At 38.5% G+C, this 18,418-nt stretch carries 16 protein-coding genes, 1 riboswitch and 1 other annotated feature; of the genes, 7 read left to right on the forward strand and 9 right to left on the reverse strand.

Going from position 1 to position 18,418, the window contains the following annotated elements:
- Positions 1-204: 204 nt before the first annotated feature.
- Positions 205-1,842: a putative polysaccharide biosynthesis protein gene (locus AC1FXZ_RS18315; protein WP_480056331.1), complete on the reverse strand. Its 1,638-nt coding sequence runs from the start codon at positions 1,840-1,842 to the stop codon at positions 205-207.
- Between the two features lie 234 nt (positions 1,843-2,076).
- Here AC1FXZ_RS18315 and AC1FXZ_RS18320 point away from each other — a divergent pair, with 234 nt between their 5' ends.
- Together AC1FXZ_RS18320 and AC1FXZ_RS18325 are read left to right on the forward strand one after the other, a co-directional pair.
- On the forward strand, positions 2,077-3,348 hold the full coding sequence (locus AC1FXZ_RS18320; RefSeq protein WP_480056333.1) for a BaiN/RdsA family NAD(P)/FAD-dependent oxidoreductase: 1,272 nt from the start codon (positions 2,077-2,079) through the stop codon (positions 3,346-3,348).
- 281 nt (positions 3,349-3,629) lie between these two features.
- Positions 3,630-3,809, forward strand: coding sequence for a small, acid-soluble spore protein, H family (locus AC1FXZ_RS18325; protein ID WP_480056335.1), 180 nt, complete (start codon positions 3,630-3,632; stop codon positions 3,807-3,809).
- Positions 3,810-3,961: 152 nt separating this feature from the next.
- On the opposite strand, the gene AC1FXZ_RS18330 is transcribed toward AC1FXZ_RS18325, so the two are convergent.
- From AC1FXZ_RS18330 to AC1FXZ_RS18340, 3 genes are all read right to left on the reverse strand, one after another.
- Positions 3,962-4,762, reverse strand: a complete 801-nt coding sequence (locus tag AC1FXZ_RS18330; protein ID WP_480056337.1) for a hypothetical protein — start codon at positions 4,760-4,762, stop codon at positions 3,962-3,964.
- A 248-nt stretch (positions 4,763-5,010) separates the two neighbouring features.
- Positions 5,011-7,434 carry a leucine--tRNA ligase gene (gene leuS / locus AC1FXZ_RS18335; RefSeq protein ID WP_480056339.1) on the reverse strand — a complete coding sequence of 808 codons (2,424 nt, stop codon included), beginning with the start codon at positions 7,432-7,434 and terminating at the stop codon, positions 5,011-5,013.
- Positions 7,435-7,570: 136 nt separating this feature from the next.
- Positions 7,571-7,794, reverse strand: a binding site (T-box leader).
- Positions 7,795-7,844: 50 nt separating this feature from the next.
- The gene (locus AC1FXZ_RS18340; RefSeq protein WP_480056341.1) at positions 7,845-9,056 is read right to left on the reverse strand and encodes an MDR family MFS transporter; all 1,212 of its coding nucleotides are present in this window, start codon (positions 9,054-9,056) and stop codon (positions 7,845-7,847) included.
- Positions 9,057-9,238: 182 nt separating this feature from the next.
- Here AC1FXZ_RS18340 and mnmL point away from each other — a divergent pair, with 182 nt between their 5' ends.
- Genes mnmL through AC1FXZ_RS18355 form a run of 3 tightly spaced genes read left to right on the forward strand, consistent with a single transcriptional unit; the run spans position 9,239 to position 11,403 of the window.
- Positions 9,239-10,186 carry a tRNA modification radical SAM protein MnmL/YtqA gene (gene mnmL / locus AC1FXZ_RS18345; protein ID WP_480056343.1) on the forward strand — a complete coding sequence of 316 codons (948 nt, stop codon included), beginning with the start codon at positions 9,239-9,241 and terminating at the stop codon, positions 10,184-10,186.
- A complete protein-coding gene (gene mnmM, locus AC1FXZ_RS18350; RefSeq protein WP_480056345.1) occupies positions 10,183-10,755 on the forward strand; it encodes a tRNA 5-(aminomethyl)-2-thiouridylate-methyltransferase MnmM in 573 nt (190 codons plus the stop codon). Before mnmL ends, mnmM begins: the two co-directional genes overlap by 4 nt.
- A gap of 60 nt (positions 10,756-10,815) precedes the next feature.
- Positions 10,816-11,403 carry a beta-class carbonic anhydrase gene (locus AC1FXZ_RS18355; protein WP_480056347.1) on the forward strand — a complete coding sequence of 196 codons (588 nt, stop codon included), beginning with the start codon at positions 10,816-10,818 and terminating at the stop codon, positions 11,401-11,403.
- Between the two features lie 129 nt (positions 11,404-11,532).
- Here AC1FXZ_RS18355 and AC1FXZ_RS18360 read toward each other — a convergent pair whose 3' ends face one another.
- Together AC1FXZ_RS18360 and AC1FXZ_RS18365 are read right to left on the reverse strand one after the other, a co-directional pair.
- Complete coding sequence (locus AC1FXZ_RS18360; RefSeq protein ID WP_480056409.1) at positions 11,533-12,588, reverse strand: tetraprenyl-beta-curcumene synthase family protein; 1,056 nt, start codon at positions 12,586-12,588, stop codon at positions 11,533-11,535.
- Between the two features lie 71 nt (positions 12,589-12,659).
- Positions 12,660-13,442 (reverse strand): alpha/beta hydrolase, encoded by a 783-nt coding sequence (locus tag AC1FXZ_RS18365; RefSeq protein WP_480056349.1) that lies wholly within the window; start codon positions 13,440-13,442, stop codon positions 12,660-12,662.
- Between the two features lie 107 nt (positions 13,443-13,549).
- Here AC1FXZ_RS18365 and AC1FXZ_RS18370 point away from each other — a divergent pair, with 107 nt between their 5' ends.
- Entirely contained in the window at positions 13,550-14,074 is a 525-nt protein-coding gene (locus AC1FXZ_RS18370; RefSeq protein ID WP_480056351.1) for a gamma carbonic anhydrase, read from the forward strand.
- Between the two features lie 88 nt (positions 14,075-14,162).
- Here AC1FXZ_RS18370 and AC1FXZ_RS18375 read toward each other — a convergent pair whose 3' ends face one another.
- The 3 genes from AC1FXZ_RS18375 to AC1FXZ_RS18385 all read right to left on the reverse strand — a co-directional run bounded on the left by AC1FXZ_RS18375 (position 14,163) and on the right by AC1FXZ_RS18385 (position 16,549).
- Positions 14,163-14,318, reverse strand: coding sequence for a DUF1540 domain-containing protein (locus AC1FXZ_RS18375; RefSeq protein ID WP_480056353.1), 156 nt, complete (start codon positions 14,316-14,318; stop codon positions 14,163-14,165).
- 135 nt (positions 14,319-14,453) lie between these two features.
- Positions 14,454-15,659, reverse strand: coding sequence for a methionine adenosyltransferase (gene metK, locus AC1FXZ_RS18380; RefSeq protein WP_480056355.1), 1,206 nt, complete (start codon positions 15,657-15,659; stop codon positions 14,454-14,456).
- A 163-nt stretch (positions 15,660-15,822) separates the two neighbouring features.
- Positions 15,823-15,934, reverse strand: a riboswitch (SAM riboswitch).
- 237 nt (positions 15,935-16,171) lie between these two features.
- Positions 16,172-16,549, reverse strand: a complete 378-nt coding sequence (locus AC1FXZ_RS18385) for a hypothetical protein (protein WP_480056357.1) — start codon at positions 16,547-16,549, stop codon at positions 16,172-16,174.
- Between the two features lie 256 nt (positions 16,550-16,805).
- Here AC1FXZ_RS18385 and pckA point away from each other — a divergent pair, with 256 nt between their 5' ends.
- Positions 16,806-18,389, forward strand: a complete 1,584-nt coding sequence (gene pckA / locus AC1FXZ_RS18390; RefSeq protein WP_480056359.1) for a phosphoenolpyruvate carboxykinase (ATP) — start codon at positions 16,806-16,808, stop codon at positions 18,387-18,389.
- The last annotated feature ends 29 nt before the right edge of the window (positions 18,390-18,418 follow it).

Genomic DNA, 18,418 nt, shown 5'->3' on the forward strand with positions numbered 1-18,418 from the left:
ATTCGTTCTTACTTGAACGATTGTGTCCAAAAAGCAGGAAGACATCTACTGAGTCTTCTATGCTACTTGTCAAAGAAGTGGGCTATTACATCGCTTGTAGACTTGGACTTTTTGAACATTCTCTATTATATCAAACGACTAATATAATCAAAAGAGGCTTTCATTGCCAACCCTTGTCGAATTTTCTAATTCAATGTCGCCTCTTTAGTTCTCTCCTTCTTGCTGTCTTCTCTTTTTTAAAAATTTAAACCTAGCTCCTAACACTTGCCCGGCTAAATGTGAACGATAACCTAAATATAAATAAATAACAGCCCCTGTGACGACTCCAATAAATAAGCTAGGAAAAGCACGTAATTGCGTTGTAATTGGCAATACATACTGCATCCCCATGTTTACTATAATGACTCCAACAGCCATAATAGCTGTGAAAATTAAAATTAAGACCGTTCGCTTGATTATCAATGTGTAGTTAAACTGAGCGAATTTCCCTATAGCCCAAACGGTAATTCCAATTGAAACCGTATAACCAATATAAGTTGCTAGTACCCCTCCAAGAGGTCCAAAAATGGAAAGAAGCAAGCTATTGGTAGCTAGTTTAAGAAATAACCCAGCACATAGAGCGATTACAGCAAACTTTTGCTTGTTCATTCCTTGTAAAATCGCTGCCGTAACGGCAAAGACGGAGAAGAATAAGGTTATTGGCGCATAGTACTGTAATATATATCCACCTATCTCATAATCAGTTAAGCCATAAAGAGCACCAAACATCGGATAAGCTAGCACGGACATTCCTACAGCGGCAGGAATCGTCAAGAACAATATAACCTGATATGTTTGGGTAATTTGCTTCTGCAACAACTCTGTATCATTTGTTGTAAACGATTTGGTGATCGTTGGTAATAGTGTAATCGACAATGCTGTAGCAAGCGCCATCGGAATCAAGATAATTTTATGGCCCGTGTTTGAAAAAACGGCAAATGCCACTTCAGATTCTTCTTGCGATAAGTGCGTCCCAATAAGAGTATTGTTAAATGTGAATAAATCAATTAATTGATACAGTGGTATAGCCAAGCCCACAAATGATAAAGGCAAAGCATACGCAATTAATTCTTTATACATTGATTTTAGTGGCAATTGATGATCAATCGTAGAGTTTTCAATTTGCTGTTGAATGTATTTCTTCCTTTTAAACCAATAAATGAGCAGGACTGTTAATCCACCTAGCGCCCCTACAAAAGCACCGAATGTCGCAAATCCGACAGCCAGTCCAATACTTCCTTGCATAACTTGAACTATTGAGAAAGTGATCGCTAAAATAAAGACAATACGTACTATTTGCTCAATCACTTGTGAGACAGCAGTTGGCCCCATTGATTGGAATCCTTGAAAATAACCACGAATTACAGACATAATCGGCACGACGATCAGCGCAATGCTAACCATTCTAATCGTAAAAACAATCTCTTCAAATGTATTACCCTGTTCAGTTGGATTTTCAATAATGAGTGGTACAATATATGGTGCAGCAAAAAATAAAATAAGAAACGCAATGACTCCTGAGATACTCATAAAGGCCAGACCTGATTTAAATAAACGATGTCCCGTCCGATAATCTCCTAAAGCGTTATATTTCGAGACAAATTTAGAAACGGCTAATGGTACTCCCAGAGTTGCAAGACTTAGTAAAACCGTATATGGCAAGTAACCATACGAGTATAAAGCAATCCCCGTCTGGCCGACAATGGCAGTAAACGGAAAAATATAAATGAGTCCTAATATTTTAGAAGCAAATGTCGCAGCGGTAAGTACCATCGTCCCACGCATTAATTTTGAATCTGACATCTTGGTTCCCACTTTCCAAAAAACTCGTTGTTAACATGTTTTTCTTTTTAACTCCTTATGCATTTTACCACAGTCTGTTACGTGTTGCTCGAACTAAGAATTAATTTCCTTTTTATAAAGAACATGGTACTGTATGTAAACAAATTTAAATTTAAAGAAACCTTGTTTTTTCTTGATTTAATACGTCGTTACGCAATTGAAATTTTACACTTTTACAATCTGAGGTGAAAAACTATGAAAAAATATGATGTCATTGTGATTGGTGGTGGTCCATCTGGTCTCATGGCTTCTATAGCTGCTGCTGAATACGGCGCAAATGTTCTTTTACTAGATAAAGGAAATAAACTTGGACGTAAGTTAGCAATATCTGGTGGAGGACGGTGTAACGTTACGAACCGAATGGACACTCAAGAGTTGATTGCGCACATACCTGGAAATGGGCGTTTCATGCATAGCCCTTTTTCTATTTTCAATAACGAAAATATTATTGATTTCTTTGAAGACCTAGGCATCAAGTTGAAGGAAGAAGACCGAGGTCGAATGTTTCCAGTTAGTGATAAAGCTATAACTGTTGTTGAAACATTATTACGAAAAGTGCGAGAGTTGGGCGTTGATATTCGTACAAATACAGCAGTTAAAACAATCAATTATTCAGAAGAAGCCGTTACCGAAGTTATTTTACAATCTGGCGAACACATTCATACTTCTGCAGTTATTGTTGCAACAGGAGGGAAATCTGTTCCTCACACAGGCAGTACCGGAGATGGATATCCCTGGGCAGAGAAAGCAGGGCATACGGTTACTGACTTGTATCCAACAGAAGTTCCGATTACATCCAATGAGCCGTTTATTCGTAATAAAACACTTCAAGGCCTATCACTTAGAGATATTGAATTAACTGTTTTTAATCCAAAAGGCAAAAAAATTAAAACACATGAAGGTGACATGATTTTTACCCATTTTGGGATTTCGGGTCCTGCTGCTTTGAGGTGCAGTCAATATGTCGTAAAAGCGTTGAAAAAATTTAAAACATCATCGATTAAGATGGAAATCGATTTGTTTCCTACTGTTTCAGAAGAACAACTATTTCAACAGCTTTTAGCAAAGGTAAAACAGGATCCAAAAAAATCGCTAAAGAATTTACTCAAGGGATTTGCAACTGAACGTTTCTTACTTTTTGTTTATGACAAACTTGCTCTTGATACACAAGTCCTTGCCTCTACCGTTTCTCATGATACATGGCGCTCAATCGCAACGATTTGTAAACACTTTGAATTAGAAGTAAATGGTACATTATCGATTGAGAAGGCATTTGTAACAGGTGGTGGAATTTCTATAAAAGAAATTGAACCCAAAACAATGCACTCTAAAAAGAAACTGGGGTTGTACTTTTGTGGTGAAGTGCTGGACATCCATGGCTATACAGGTGGGTATAACATTACAGTTGCGTTTTCGACAGGCTACACAGCAGGAAAATCTGCAGCAGAACAATTTGTACGAAAATAATATTCACACCTTGAAATCTCCAATACACTCTTGTCAATAAGAGGAATAAGTCCAACGTTCGCTAGTTTCTTAACGTTGGGCTTTATTAACAACATATACAGAAAATATTTACATTTAATAAAGCTCCTATTTAAAACAAACGCAACTATTCACGATACCTGATTAGTACTTTTCACATCATTGACTCTTTTCCTAAAACAAACTACAAATATTTTCTAGATTTGAATAAACTCTCCTTTTTCAACACACTATAAAACGACAATCAAAGAGGAGTGAATACTATGGATGCTAATCGTGTTAGACAAATCCTTTCTTCATCAGCAGAGATTGATGTAACTTATAACGGTACTTCGGTTTGGATTGATCAATTGCATGATGATGGAAAAATCGCTACTGTTCATTTACGAGGTCCATTAGAGGAAAGGTCTGAAGTAGAAATTTCTGAACTTAAAGAAGTCTAAATTACTCTTAAATAAACGTTTGTTTAATTTTAAAAAGAGCTGCTACACAGTGGCTCTATCCCTACAATATATGATATGCGTCTATGCATGACGCATATCATATTTTTGTAATAGTGACAAATAACCTGGTCTGTCGCAACTCTTATATATTCTTAATGAAGTTTGTTGTTTTGCTCCTTCATCACATCAAAAACATGTTGTTGTGCTTGCTCTACTTGTTGCTTTTCTTGTTGAACATGTTGTTTCTCCTGTTCAACCTGAGCTTGTAATGCTCGTAAATGTTGTTGTCCTTCCTCCACTTGCTGGTGAAGATTTTGCAAATTTAACTTTTGCTGTTGGACTTGTTGCTGCGCTTGCTGAAGGCTTTGCTGCGCTTGTTGAAATTGTTGATTTTCCATTTGTAGATTTTGTTGCGCCTGCTGTAATGGAATTTGTTGTTCGGCTTGCTGCAATTGTTGCTCCATTACTTCTAACTGTTGGTTCTCTGTCTGTAAACTCTGCTTTGCTTGCTGCAAGGAAGCTTGCTCTAACTGTTCTTCTGCTACCTCTAATTGTTGGCTCTCCGTTTGTAAACTCTGTTGTATTTGCTGAAGTGGACTTTGCTGTTGTGCTTCTTGCTCTAATTCCTCCAGCTGCTGCTCAGCTACCTCTAATTGTTGGCTCTCCGTTTGTAAACTCTGTTGTATTTGCTGCAGTGAGCTTTGCTGTTGTGCTTCTTGCTCTAATTCCTCTAACTGCTGCTCTGCTGCTTCAAATAATTGGTTGTCCGTTTGCATGCTTTGTTGTGCCTCATCTGACTCTTGTTGCTGCATTGGCTCCAGGTGCTGCTCTTCGTATTCTTCACTTTCGCCTAATTCGCGTGCAGCTTCAAGAAGATATTCCTTTGTTTCCGATAGTTCTGAGTCCTGATCATCTGGACCTTGTCCTAATAGCAACTGTTTATCCTCTTCCACCATAAGAACCTCCGATCATGCTGTTGTTAGGTAAATTATATACCCAATAATATCGTGCGCATTAAAGCTGAATCTATGCTAGTGTACTCTTGCCTCTCCTTGGTAATAAAAAAGACCACTGAAAAAGGATGTTTCATCTTTTCCAGTGGTCTACAGATCATATGGTTTTATGGCCATTTTAAAAAATCATAATTTAAGCTGTGCTCCATGTCTTCCCTCAATAACCAACAACCAATCAATATTCAAACCTACCCAACAACAATGTTCACTAATTTACCAGGTACGGCAATGATTTTGCGTACTGATTTCTCCCCAATAGCAGCTTGTACTTTTTCATCCTGCTTTGCGATTTCTTCCATTTGTTCACGCGTCGCATTAGTTGGGATCATCAGTTTTGCTTTTACTTTTCCATTTAATTGGACAACTACTTCCACTTCATTTTCAACAAGCATTGATTCGTCAAACGTTGGCCATGTTTCGTAACTAATTGTGGTGTTATGACCAAGCATTTCCCATAATTCCTCGGCAAGATGTGGCGCGATAGGAGCAAGTAGTTTTACAAAGCCTTTCATTAAGTCACGTGGCAGCACTTCTTGTTTGTATCCCTCGTTCACAAATACCATCATTTGAGAAATCGCAACATTAAAACGAAGCTCTGCCATATCCTCTGTAACCTTTTTAACAGATTGATGATAGACGCGCGCGAAGTTATCCGGTGCTTGTACGTCTTGAATTGCTTGGCTTAATTCACCTGTAGCTTCATCAACAAATAATCGCCATACTCGATCTAAAAAGCGACGTGCGCCATCTAAACCATTTGCAGACCAAGCGATCGATCCATCAAGTGGTCCCATGAACATTTCATATAGTCGTAACGTGTCAGCTCCGTGACTTGCTACGACATCGTCAGGGTTCACAACATTCCCCTTTGATTTACTCATTTTTTCATTATTCTCACCAAGAATCATTCCTTGGTTATAGAGCTTTTGGAAAGGTTCTTTCGTTGTCACTACACCAATATCATATAGTACTTTGTGCCAGAAACGAGCATATAAAAGGTGTAGAACAGCATGCTCAGCCCCACCAATATAAATGTCAACTGGAAGCCATTTTTTTAATTTTTCTGGGTCAGCTAACGCGTCTGAATTGTTTGGATCAATGTAGCGAAGATAATACCAACAACTACCTGCCCATTGTGGCATTGTATTCGTCTCACGACGGCCTTTTTTACCTGTTTTTGGATCAACGACTTCTAGCCATTCCTTCGCATTTGCAAGAGGGGATTCACCTGTACCCGATGGTCTGATTTCTGTCATCTTCGGTAATTCAAGTGGTAGCTCATTTTCAGGAACAGTTGTCATCGTCCCATCTTCCCAGTGAATAACTGGAATTGGCTCTCCCCAGTAACGTTGACGGCTAAACAACCAGTCACGTAAACGATACGTTACTTGCTTTTTCCCAAATTGATTCTCTTCTAACCAGTCGATCATCTTACGAATCGCCACTTCTTTATCTAAACCATTTAAGAAGTCCGAATTTACATGCTCACCGTCTCCAGTGTATGCTTCTTCTTCCACATTTCCACCTGCAACCACTTCGCGTATCGTTAGGTCAAATGTTTTTGCAAACTCATAGTCACGCTCATCATGACCAGGTACAGCCATAATCGCACCTGTACCATAACTTACAAGCACATAATCAGCAATCCAGATCGGAATTTGTTCACCGTTTACTGGGTTAATTGCATAAGCTCCCGTAAATACACCCGTTTTTTCTTTTGAGAGCTCTGTACGTTCTAAATCACTCTTTGCTGCTACTTTTGCTTTGTAAGCTTCTACTTGTTCTTGTTGATCAGCTGTTGTGATCACATTTACAAGGTTATGTTCAGGCGCTAAAACCATATAAGTTGCCCCAAAAAGCGTATCAGGACGAGTAGTAAAGACTTGAACCTCTTCTGATGCGTGTCCATCCACTTTAAAGGTCACTTCCGCCCCTTCAGAACGTCCAATCCAGTTGCGCTGCATATCTTTAATACTTTCCGGCCAATCAAGCTCTTCCAAATCTTCAAGCAGGCGATCTGCATAAGCTGTAATCTTTAACATCCATTGCTTCATCGGACGGCGCTCAACTGGATGGCCCCCACGTTCGCTTTTCCCATCAATAACTTCCTCATTGGCTAACACCGTGCCCAGTGCAGGACACCAATTCACAGCTACTTCATCAATATAGGCTAGCCCTTTTTCATAAAGCTTCGTAAAAATCCATTGTGTCCATTTATAATAATTAGGGTCGGTGGTATTAATTTCTCTATCCCAATCATAAGAGAATCCTAAAGACTTTATCTGACGACGGAACGTATTAATGTTCTGCTCAGTAAAAATCGCAGGATCATTTCCCGTATCAAGCGCATATTGTTCTGCTGGCAGTCCAAAAGCGTCCCATCCCATCGGATGTAAAACATTATATCCTTGCATCCGTTTCATACGGGATAAAATATCCGTTGCTGTATACCCTTCAGGGTGACCAACATGTAGTCCAGCACCGGAAGGGTACGGAAACATATCTAATGCATAAAATTTTGGTTTGTTTGCATCTTCAGTAGTTCGAAACGTTTTGTTTTTCTCCCAGTAATCTTGCCACTTTTTCTCAATCTGATCATGTGAAAACGACATCGTTAATCCTCCTATAGTATCTTGTTCAATGGCGATATGTATCGAGCATCATTTCTAGCCAATTTGTTTTTCAAAAGTGGGTACTTCTTGCATTCATTACCCCAACACGCAAAAAACTCCCATCCCTAACAAACCTGTTAGGGACGAGAGTATTTATACTTCCCGCGGTACCACCCACATTAATGAATTTTCAAGAAAACTCATTCGCTCTTCACTAATAACGGCCGTGCCCGTCGAAAGCTACTTTATTCACTCTCGAAACTCCAAGGTGAGTTCATCATACTTGTTCGACTGACTTGCACCACCCGTCAGCTCTCTAGTTTCCCAACTATGATTACTACTCCTTTTCAACGTTAGCATTATGAACTTATTTGTATTGTATGAATTCAGAGGCCTTGTGTCAAGCAACCTTAGCCTAACTTTGGCATTTTTACTTCCTGAACATTACTCGTAGATACTCGTTTAAGTGGTGAATCATATACCATTAATGCTGTAATTGCCAATAAGAATAAACCTAAAAGCACTATAATAAGGATGGACATTGAATAGAGATCAACTAAAAACCCTCCTAAAAGTGGTCCTATCATTCTTCCACCTGTCGCGACGCTATTGATGATACCTTGATAATATCCTTCCTTATTCTTTGGTGCTAATTTACTCGCAACCGTCGGAACAGCTGGCCACACAAACATCTCTCCAATTGTTAAAATAATCATTGCAACTAGAAACATCGAAAAAACACTCGCATGCATAAGAATCACATAAGATACCATAAAAATAAGGACACCAACAATCATTTGCTGTTTTAACGTATGTACCCACTTTTTTATAATCCATGAGATTGCAGGCTGAGCAAACACAATCATCAATCCGTTAATGGTCCATAACAAACTATAATGCTGCACAGAAATCCCTAAAGATTGCGTGTGTACAGATACATTGGCTTGCCACTGAGTATAGGCAACCCAACATATAAAGAAAGCAATTGACAATAGCACCAGTGATTGCATTCGATAATTGTTCCGTATCGGTATTTTTTGTTCAAACACATTTGAGGTATTTGCCTCATAAGACCTTGCCCCAATTTTCTTAAAACACACCACAACAAAAATCGTTAAAAATAAATACATTATCGCATTAGCTGTAAAAACGGCGGTTAGCTCTATCGCTGCAATCACTCCCACTAATGCCGTGCCAAGTGCCACCCCAACATTTTGAGCGATATACATCGCATTAAAAGGTTTTCGTCCCCCTTCTGGCCAAAGACTGCCTGCTAATGCATACATCGCTGGGAAGATCATACCTGAGCCAAATCCTAATCCAATTAAAAGAAACATATAATAATAATAACTATGGTAGAATATTAAAATAACAGCACTTATTGAAGTAATAACTAGTCCCCAAACCATCGTTTGATAAGCTCCAATTTTATCAAATAACCGTCCACCCAACAAACTGCCAACCACCCCTGCAGCAGAGTTCAACATTAGGATAAAACCGGCAGCAGTTAAAGATTTCCCAAGCTCTTGGTGGATAATAATGGCATTAAGTGGCCATAAAAAAGAAGCCCCGGTTACATTGATCGCCATGGCAATTATCAAAAACCAAAGCGATTTTGGCATAATAATTATCCCCTTTCGTCTTTAATCCCTAAGCCATATTAGGTGATCTCTCTTCCAAATGCAATCTTTTTTACTTAGTATTTGATGTTAAAGGAATTTTTGGCGAACAAAATCCTACATGCTACAATAAAATAATAGTTGTTATATCAAAGCAACTTTGCCTGACAAAGAAAGGTGATACAATGTCTAGACATACTTATGGAGAAAAACGATATTATTCTTGGAACCAATACTTACGTGAACAATTTGGAGAAAAAGTGTTTAAAATCCCCCTTGATGCTGGCTTCGATTGTCCTAACCGTGATGGAAAAGTCGCACATGGTGGTTGTACTTTTTGTAGTGAACGAGGCTCCGGAGACTTTGCAGGTGATCGCAAAGATGATTTAGTCACACAATTTAACTCTATTAAGGAACGAATGCATAAAAAGTGGAAAAGTGGAAAATACATTGGATATTTCCAGGCCTATACAAACACGTATGCTCCTGTAGAAACATTGCGTGAATACTTTGAAGCTATTTTGAAACAAGAAGGAGTTGTCGGACTTTCAATTGCAACAAGACCTGATTGTTTGCCCGATGATGTGGTTGAATATTTAGCAGAGTTACACAAACGAACCTTTTTGTGGGTAGAATTAGGCTTGCAAACGATACATGAGGACACTGCACAAATAATCAACCGTGCGCATGATTATCAATGTTATATCGAAGGAGTAGAAAAACTAAGAAAGCATGGAATAAATGTTTGTGCCCACATTATTAACGGTCTTCCCCTAGAAAATCACCAAATGATGATGGAGACAGCTAAGGAAGTAGCCAAGCTAGATGTTCAAGGAATTAAAATTCATCTTCTTCATTTACTCAAGAAAACACCGATGGTCAAACAATATGAAAAAGGACTACTCGAATTTATGAGTCAGGAAGAATATATCAAGCTTGTCGTTGATCAATTGGAAATTTTACCTTCTCACATGGTCATTCATCGTCTAACCGGTGATGGTCCGGCTGATATTATGATTGGCCCGATGTGGAGTATGAATAAATGGAGTGTATTAAATGGAATTGAGGATGAACTAGCTCGTCGAGATAGTTGGCAAGGAAAATTTTATACAAAAAGGGTGTCATTAGGATGAAAGTACTCGGTGTCTTACCTTTTGCTAGATTTATCTTAGAAAACGCTATAGAAAAAGGCGATATTGTCGTTGATTGTACTGTTGGTAACGGGCACGACACAATTTACCTCGCCAATCTTGTAGGAGAGGCCGGCCATGTTTATGGATTTGACATTCAAGAACAAGCAATTGCTTCAGCTACACTCAAAGTAAAAGAACAAAATGTTTGGAATCGAGTTACGTTACTACAGAAAGGTCATGAAGAAATTCGTTCCTGTATTCCTTTAGAAAAACAAAGTCAACTAAAAGCTGCTATTTTCAACCTTGGCTACTTACCTGGAGGCGATAAATCAATTGTAACAAGTGCAACCTCTACTCTCGCTGCCGTTAGCGCTTTACTGGATATTATGCCCAAAGGTGGAACGATCGTTCTTGTTATTTACCACGGACATGAAGAAGGCAAAGTAGAAAAAGATCACGTCCTAAACTTTCTAAAGAAAGTAGACCAAGGAATTGCCCACGTTTTAAAATACGAGTTTATCAATCAAGTAAACAATCCCCCTTTTGTTGTAGCCATCGAAAAAAGGTAGGTTGACAATCAGACGCAATAGTTTGAAAATAAAGGAAATAGAGTTTTTGAGGAGATGCGTATGACTTTACTAGATACCATATTGGCTCATAATAAACAATTTGTAACAGATAAAGAATATGAGCGATTCCAAACAACGAAATTTCCGAATAAAAAGATGGTCATATTAACATGCATGGATACACGCTTATTAGAACTTCTTCCTTTTGCTATGAATATAAAAAATGGCGACGCAAAAATTATAAAAAATGCTGGGGCAGTTATCTCTCATCCATTCGGGAGCATAATGAGAAGTATTCTAGTAGCCATTTATGAATTAGGCGCAAATGAAGTTCTCGTTGTCGGGCACCATGGCTGTGGGATGATGGGGTTAGAGGCGTCTAGTATCCTTGAGAAGTCTCAAGAACGAGGCATTGATAAAGCAACAATTGACACGCTTGAGTTTTCAGGAATCGACATAAGAGGTTTCTTAACTGGATTTGAAAAAGTCGAAGAGAATGTTGAACATAGTGTAAGTATGGTTAAAAAACATCCAATGCTACCAAAAAATCTACCCGTTCATGGTCTTGTCATTTGTCCGGAGACAGGGAAGTTAGACCTTATTGTTAATGGATATCAAGATCAAACGGTCGAAAGCCTTAAATGTTAATTAGCCACCTCTGCAGTACAAATGTTTTTTAGTTTAGAGGGTGTCGTTCCTTGGTGACACCCTCTGCGTGTAATTTCGAATTCTTTCACGAGCCCCATTATCCTTATTATTTCTTTACCGTGCAGCTATTTAGCGTTTTTGTCTAAAAATCCAACTATTTATCAAAAATAGAAAAGTAGGGATGCCACCCATTTTCACCATTTTCTTTGATTTCTTTTTAATCTCTTTATCTTTTTGCACTTTCTCATCTGCAATATAGATTGCGATAAGGCCTCGGATCATCATTAAATGGAACTCAGAATTGGGTAGTTGCGCTAAGCGTTCTTCTGATTTAGTTAAAAATAATTGAAAACGATCGATCATTTCCTCTTCACTGTCATAATAAAAAAGAAAGTTTAGCTCATCATCAGCAATATCTTCTTTTTGATCAATAAAATAATCCAAAAGAAGGTGAACGCCTTGAACCCATGGATAATAGCCTTCTTTTAATAAGTGTGCCGTTTCTTCCGTTAAATCTTCTTTTGTAGCATATGTGGCCAATGTGTATATGCCTAAAGTAGAGCCAGCACATGCAGAGAACTCAAACCACGTCATTTCAGGAACTTTATGTCGATGTTCCTCGAACCATTTTTCTAATCGTGGAATGCGTTCTTCTTTTTTAACATGTTTATGTACTTGTAAATCTCCATAATAGCCACTTAATTCCAACATACTTGCTTGAACTTTCTCAAAAGAGGGAAACGTCGCTAATATATCTTGACATGTTTTGACTAATGAATGTAAGTAACCACCATCTTCTTGCTCCGTACGATATTCATAGTAATTTTTCAAGGATGCGCCTGGTGTTAATGCATCTAATAATGACTGGTGAAGCATTCGAAAGTCATCTGGATCAAGAGCTGGACTCTGATCACACAAGTTATCTAAGTAATCACAAGTAATTTGATAAGCGTTTATAAATTGGATTAAATCGTCCATTCGATCCTTAGCAAGTAGACCGTAAACCCCTCCCCCTTCACAATGAAACTTTTTCTTTTTAAGTGCATCTAGGGCTTGCGATCTTAACTCAGGATCAGGAATTAGCTTCGCTTTTTCGATCCATGGATCAAAGTATATATGAACAGTAGGGACAACTTCCTTATATATCTTCATTAATAATGGGATTGGTCTTGATGGAGCATTCAACACATATTCCTCCTCTGTCTTTTCCATAATTAGAACCTTAGCATATTCAAGATAGACATACAATCAGTATGCTATGGCGTTAATAAATTCACAAAGCCAACAGCATAACGAAATACTTGCTCACGCTCTGGCTCATTGAACACTTCATGATAAAGCCCTTCCCATTCCTTGTAATATTTCTCCATCAGATTTAGTTCATTAAACCATTCCCTGACTTCATACTTATCAACTAAATAATCTTCCCCTGATTGGAGGACAAGTAATGGGATGTTTGGAAATTTCTCTGGATAACGGTGGGCAATACGTATCGCCTTCGTTAATTCATGGTACCATCTAGCCGAGACTTTACTAACACGCAGTTCATCTTTTAAGTATGCTTCACGAATTTCTTCATTCCGTGTTACTAAATCTGAACGAATTCCTGATTTCTGGCTGAATGATGGAGCAACACGATGAAGAAGTTTAGAAGCGATCTCCTTAGACTTTGCAGGTGGTTCGCTTAAACCTAAGCAGGGAGACGACAATAAAACGCCTGAAACCATTGCCGAACTTCTCTCCATTAACGATCGTATAACAACAAGCCCTCCCATGCTATGTCCAAGTAAGAATATAGGTAACCCTTTTACTCTTGCTTCATTCAACCAATCTTCAACTGAATCAATATATTGATTAAAAGACTGAATATGACCTCGCTTCCCTCTCGTTTTCCCTTGGCCAGGTAGGTCGCCCATTACTACATCAAATCCGTGATCATTCCATTTTTGAGCGAGCCACAAATACCTCCCGTGATGCTCTCCTGCGCCATGAACCATTACGACTACTCCTCTAGGATCAGCCACTTCCCATTTCCACATTCTGCATTCCCCCTTGACGATTTTTTTGAAAAAAGGACCATGACCTCCATTTTTTACGTTAAACTAAGTATAGCGATTTTTTTACTAAACGAAAAGGATGTGACGAAGTGATTTACAGATATCAAGACAAATTTCCGATAATTTCTGAAAGCGCCTTTATAGCCGATAATGTTACCATTACAGGCGATGTTAAAATTGGTGAGGAATCAAGCATTTGGTTTCAAACCGTTATCCGGGGAGATGTTGCTCCAACTATTATAGGAGACCGGGTAAACATTCAAGATCAGTCTATGCTTCATCAAAGCCCAAAAAACCCTCTAATTATTGAAGATGATGTAACCATAGGTCACCAAGTTATGCTTCATAGTTGTACAATACGAAAAAAAGCGTTAATAGGAATGGGTTCAACTATCCTTGACGGTGCTGAAATTGGTGAAGGAGCTTTTATTGGAGCTGGAAGTCTTGTTCCTCCAGGTAAAAAAATCCCAGCCAATACAATGGCTTTTGGAAGACCTGCTAAAGTGGTTCGTGATCTAAATGAAGTTGATATAAAAGAAATGGCTCGTATTCGCCATGATTATGTAGAGAAAGGTCAGCACTATAAACAAGTACTTAAGGAAGCTAAAAACTAATAACATATTTTTAGATTAATGAATAATATTGATTATTATTATCAATAATAATAGAAAGAGCGAGAGAATCGCTCTTTCATTCCGCAAATCAATGTTGTGGTTCAAAGGTTTTGCAATCTGTTTCCTCTTGTTTATCTGCTTCTTTTCCCGTATGGCTTACAACATAAATCTTGTCTGCTTCACACTGATTCCCCTGTGCCCAAAAAACACAGTTGTTCACTTCACATAATACATCTTGAGCCAATTTACTCACCCCCCTCATATATACATTTTGACCAAATTTGAACCGAGAAATACAAAGGGATTCAAAATCTGATATTTCTCTTTCTAGGTCGAAAAAGAGGCAAACTCTAAAGTTGAGTTGCCTCTTTCTTGTCTTCTATAATCCAGCTTGTTCTTTTAATGCAGCTGCCTTATCTGTTTGCTCCCAAGGAAGATCAACATCAGTACGTCCAAAATGACCGTAAGCTGCTGTTTGCTTATAGATTGGTCGACGAAGGTCTAGCATCTTAATAATACCAGCAGGACGAAGATCAAAGTTATCACGTACAAGTGCAACTAATGATTCTTCAGATACTTTCCCAGTGCCAAACGTATCAATTGAAATTGATACAGGTTGAGCTACACCGATCGCATATGCCAATTGCACTTCACATTTATCAGCTAATCCTGCAGCCACGATATTTTTCGCTACGTAACGTGCAGCGTATGCTCCAGAGCGATCAACTTTTGTTGCATCCTTACCAGAGAACGCTCCTCCACCGTGACGTGCATAACCACCATATGTATCAACGATGATTTTACGTCCAGTAAGACCTGCATCCCCTTGTGGACCACCGATTACAAAACGACCTGTTGGATTAATAAAGTACTTTGTATCTTCATCTATTAATTCCTGAGGTACAACTGGATTAATTACGTATTCTTTTAAATTGCGTTGAATTTGTTCTAACGTTACTTCCGGATGATGCTGTGTGGAAATGACAATGGTATCAATTCGAGCTGGTTTCCCATCTTCATCGTACTCAACAGTAACTTGTGTTTTACCATCTGGACGAAGGTATGGAAGGACTTCTTCTTTTCGTACTTCTGTTAAACGACGAGCTAATTTGTGGCTTAATGAAATTGGTAGTGGCATTAGCTCACTTGTTTCATTATTAGCATAACCGAACATCAATCCCTGATCTCCAGCTCCAATTGCTTCTATTTCTTCATCGGTCATTTGACCTTCACGCGCTTCAAGAGCTCGGTCAACCCCTTGTGCAATATCAGCAGATTGCTCATCAATCGATGTTAATACTGCACACGTCTCAGAGTCAAAACCATACTTAGCACGAGTATAACCGATACCCTTAACCGTTTCTCGGACAATTTTTGGAATGTCAACATACGTACTCGTCGTAATTTCACCAGCAACTAAAACTAACCCTGTGTTAACTGATGTTTCACACGCTACACGTGCATTGGGATCATTCGTTAAAATTGCATCGAGAATCGCATCTGAAATTTGATCACAAATCTTATCCGGATGTCCTTCTGTTACAGATTCCGATGTAAATAGACGTCTGCTTTTAAATTCTGTCATTATTCTTTTCCTCCTTAAACACAGCTATTTACTTAGCCTATGTTTTTTTCTTTGAGACGGCACTCATGTCCCACTGAATGGGAAATACCTACCTGTAAAGACGTATAAACGATAAAAACCCTTTTCCAAATAGAGGAAAAAGGGTTGAATGTTTACCTTTAGCCTCTTATCGTTCAAGGCATATGCCTTGCAGGTTAGCACCTTTTCACTCAAGGCTATGAGTGTTGGTTGCTGGGCTTCTTCGGGCCTGTCCCTCCGCCTACTCAGGATAAGAGTATCCGTTCGACGCATATCATATCGCACATGTTGAATACTGTCAACATTTACAACTTACTCTTTACGAGTATGACTTTTGAAATTCACTTAACCTTATTAATTTATTTATAGTTTGCACAACCTTATTCGTAACTATGCTTTTTAAAAAATGCTTTCAGGACTATTAGAAATACAAAAGAGGTGTAACAAAAGGAGTCCGTTCAAACCTTTTGCTACACCCCTTTCTTCTGTTATTTCTAATAAGGAGTATCATCTCTTTGACGTTCATTACTCTCCCGTACTCTCTCTCCCTGTTCCCGACTTTTTCTCTGTTCTTCTAACTTCTTTTCATCTTCTATACGAAACTCTTCACGTAATTGCATCCTCATCAATTCTTTTTCATTATCTCGAGGTTTAACTTGGCTATACACCCCACTTGCAGTTAAACCAATGATCAGGGCTACTAAAACTTGATCACCCCACTCTCTTGGAATAAACCAAAGTATTCCCGCAATTCCGATTGCTAACAGTGCTCGATATTGTTTTTCTACACCGAATGCATTTCCAATAACCGTCACAAGAGCTGCTACGACAGCAGAAACTGTAGCGAGGTCCAACATGGAGACTTCTTGCACGTCGAATTCCTCCTTTTTACCCTTATATATTTACTTTATGCAGCATGAAAAAATTGGTCCTTTTCTAAATCTATTCTAGATACTTTAATTAATTAAACAAATTCCATAAAATTTGTGAACACATTTAGGTGGAAAGAAGTCACATTCCAAAAAAAATTTTAATAGTATAGACTATTAAAATTAATGTGTTATACTAATAAACAAGATTAGATAATATATGGGAATCACATAAAGATAAAGAAAGGGTTGTCCGACAATGAAAACGATTAGCCTCCAATCAGAATTAGTTAATTTAATGAATCAGAAAAATGTTCAGCTCAATTTACCTATCTCTTCATTAATTGAAAAGTCTTTAAAGCGAGGTGAAGGGAGCCTCACATCAACGGGGGCATTAAGTGTTTCAACTGGTGCTTATACGGGACGTTCCCCTAAAGACAAATTCATTGTCAAAGAATCAAGTATTGAAAACAAAATTGAGTGGGGAGCTGTTAACCAACCTATAGAGAAAGAAGTTTTTGTTTCACTTTACAGAAAAGTGCTGAAACACTTAAGTGAAAAAGAAGAACTTTTTGTTTCTGATGGATTTGCCGGTGCAGATGAAAAGTACCAAATTCCATTAAAAGTAATAAATGAATTCGCATGGCAGCAAGTTTTTGCGCGCCAATTATTTATCCGCCCAAGTAATAAAATTGAGCAAAATCATGATAATCAGCCATTCACGATTGTATCTGCACCTACATTTAAAGCAGACCCAGCTGTTGATGGTACAAATTCAGAAGTTTTTGTCATTGTTTCATTTGAACAACGAATCATTTTGATCGGTGGTACTGAATATGCTGGAGAAATGAAAAAATCAATTTTCTCTATTATGAACTTCTTATTACCAGAACAAGATGTTTTATCAATGCACTGCTCTGCTAACGCTGGAAGAGAAGGCGATGTAGCTTTATTCTTCGGCTTATCTGGAACTGGAAAGACAACGCTTTCTGCTGACCCGAACCGTGGCTTAATTGGTGACGATGAGCATGGTTGGTCAAGAAACGGTGTCTTCAATATAGAAGGTGGATGTTACGCAAAATGCGTGAACTTATCTGAGGAAAAAGAGCCACAAATTTGGAATGCGATCCGTTTTGGTTCTGTTCTTGAAAACGTTATTATTGATGACAAAACAGGAGATGCGGATTACGATGATACTTCTTTAACAGAAAATACTAGAGCAGCTTACCCGATTGATGCAATACCAAACGCACTTACGCCAAGTGTTGCAGGTCATCCGACTACTATCATCTTCTTAACTGCTGATGCATTCGGTGTCCTTCCTCCGATCAGTAAATTAACAAAAGAACAAGCAATGTACCATTTCTTATCTGGTTACACTAGTAAACTAGCAGGTACAGAGCGAGGGGTTACATCACCTGAAGCAACTTTCTCAACTTGTTTCGGTGCACCATTCCTTCCATTACCAGCGGCTCGCTATGCTGAAATGTTAGGAGAAAAGATTGATCAACATGATGTGAATGTTTACCTAGTGAACACTGGTTGGTCTGGTGGTGAATACGGTGTTGGTAAACGAATGAACTTAAAATACACTCGTGCAATGGTTCAAGCTGCACTTTCTGGAGAGCTTCGTTCAGCAGAAACTGTTACAGATGAAACTTTCGGGCTTCACATTCCTCTTCATTGCCCTGGTGTACCTGATGATGTTCTTCAACCACGTGCTACATGGGCTGATAAAGATGCTTATGATGCAAAAGCAAAAGAACTTGCGACTAATTTCAAAGAGAATTTCCAAAAGTTCAACGCTGTTAGTGACAGAATTAAAGAAGCTGGACCTAAATAAGTAGTTTGATAGTTACCTAGTAATTTCAC

The organism is Halalkalibacter sp. HAAS-P014, assembly GCF_056619965.1.

What these genes read in the sequence shown, in the direction of transcription:
- AC1FXZ_RS18315 (WP_480056331.1), bottom strand. Translation starts at nt 1,842, where the DNA reads ATGTCAGATTCAAAATTAATGCGTGGGACGATGGTACTTACCGCTGCG.
- AC1FXZ_RS18320 (WP_480056333.1), top strand. Translation starts at nt 2,077, where the DNA reads ATGAAAAAATATGATGTCATTGTGATTGGTGGTGGTCCATCTGGTCTC.
- AC1FXZ_RS18325 (WP_480056335.1), top strand. Translation starts at nt 3,630, where the DNA reads ATGGATGCTAATCGTGTTAGACAAATCCTTTCTTCATCAGCAGAGATT.
- leuS (WP_480056339.1), bottom strand. Translation starts at nt 7,434, where the DNA reads ATGTCGTTTTCACATGATCAGATTGAGAAAAAGTGGCAAGATTACTGG.
- AC1FXZ_RS18340 (WP_480056341.1), bottom strand. Translation starts at nt 9,056, where the DNA reads ATGCCAAAATCGCTTTGGTTTTTGATAATTGCCATGGCGATCAATGTA.
- mnmL (WP_480056343.1), top strand. Translation starts at nt 9,239, where the DNA reads ATGTCTAGACATACTTATGGAGAAAAACGATATTATTCTTGGAACCAA.
- mnmM (WP_480056345.1), top strand. Translation starts at nt 10,183, where the DNA reads ATGAAAGTACTCGGTGTCTTACCTTTTGCTAGATTTATCTTAGAAAAC.
- AC1FXZ_RS18355 (WP_480056347.1), top strand. Translation starts at nt 10,816, where the DNA reads ATGACTTTACTAGATACCATATTGGCTCATAATAAACAATTTGTAACA.
- AC1FXZ_RS18365 (WP_480056349.1), bottom strand. Translation starts at nt 13,442, where the DNA reads ATGTGGAAATGGGAAGTGGCTGATCCTAGAGGAGTAGTCGTAATGGTT.
- metK (WP_480056355.1), bottom strand. Translation starts at nt 15,659, where the DNA reads ATGACAGAATTTAAAAGCAGACGTCTATTTACATCGGAATCTGTAACA.
- pckA (WP_480056359.1), top strand. Translation starts at nt 16,806, where the DNA reads ATGAAAACGATTAGCCTCCAATCAGAATTAGTTAATTTAATGAATCAG.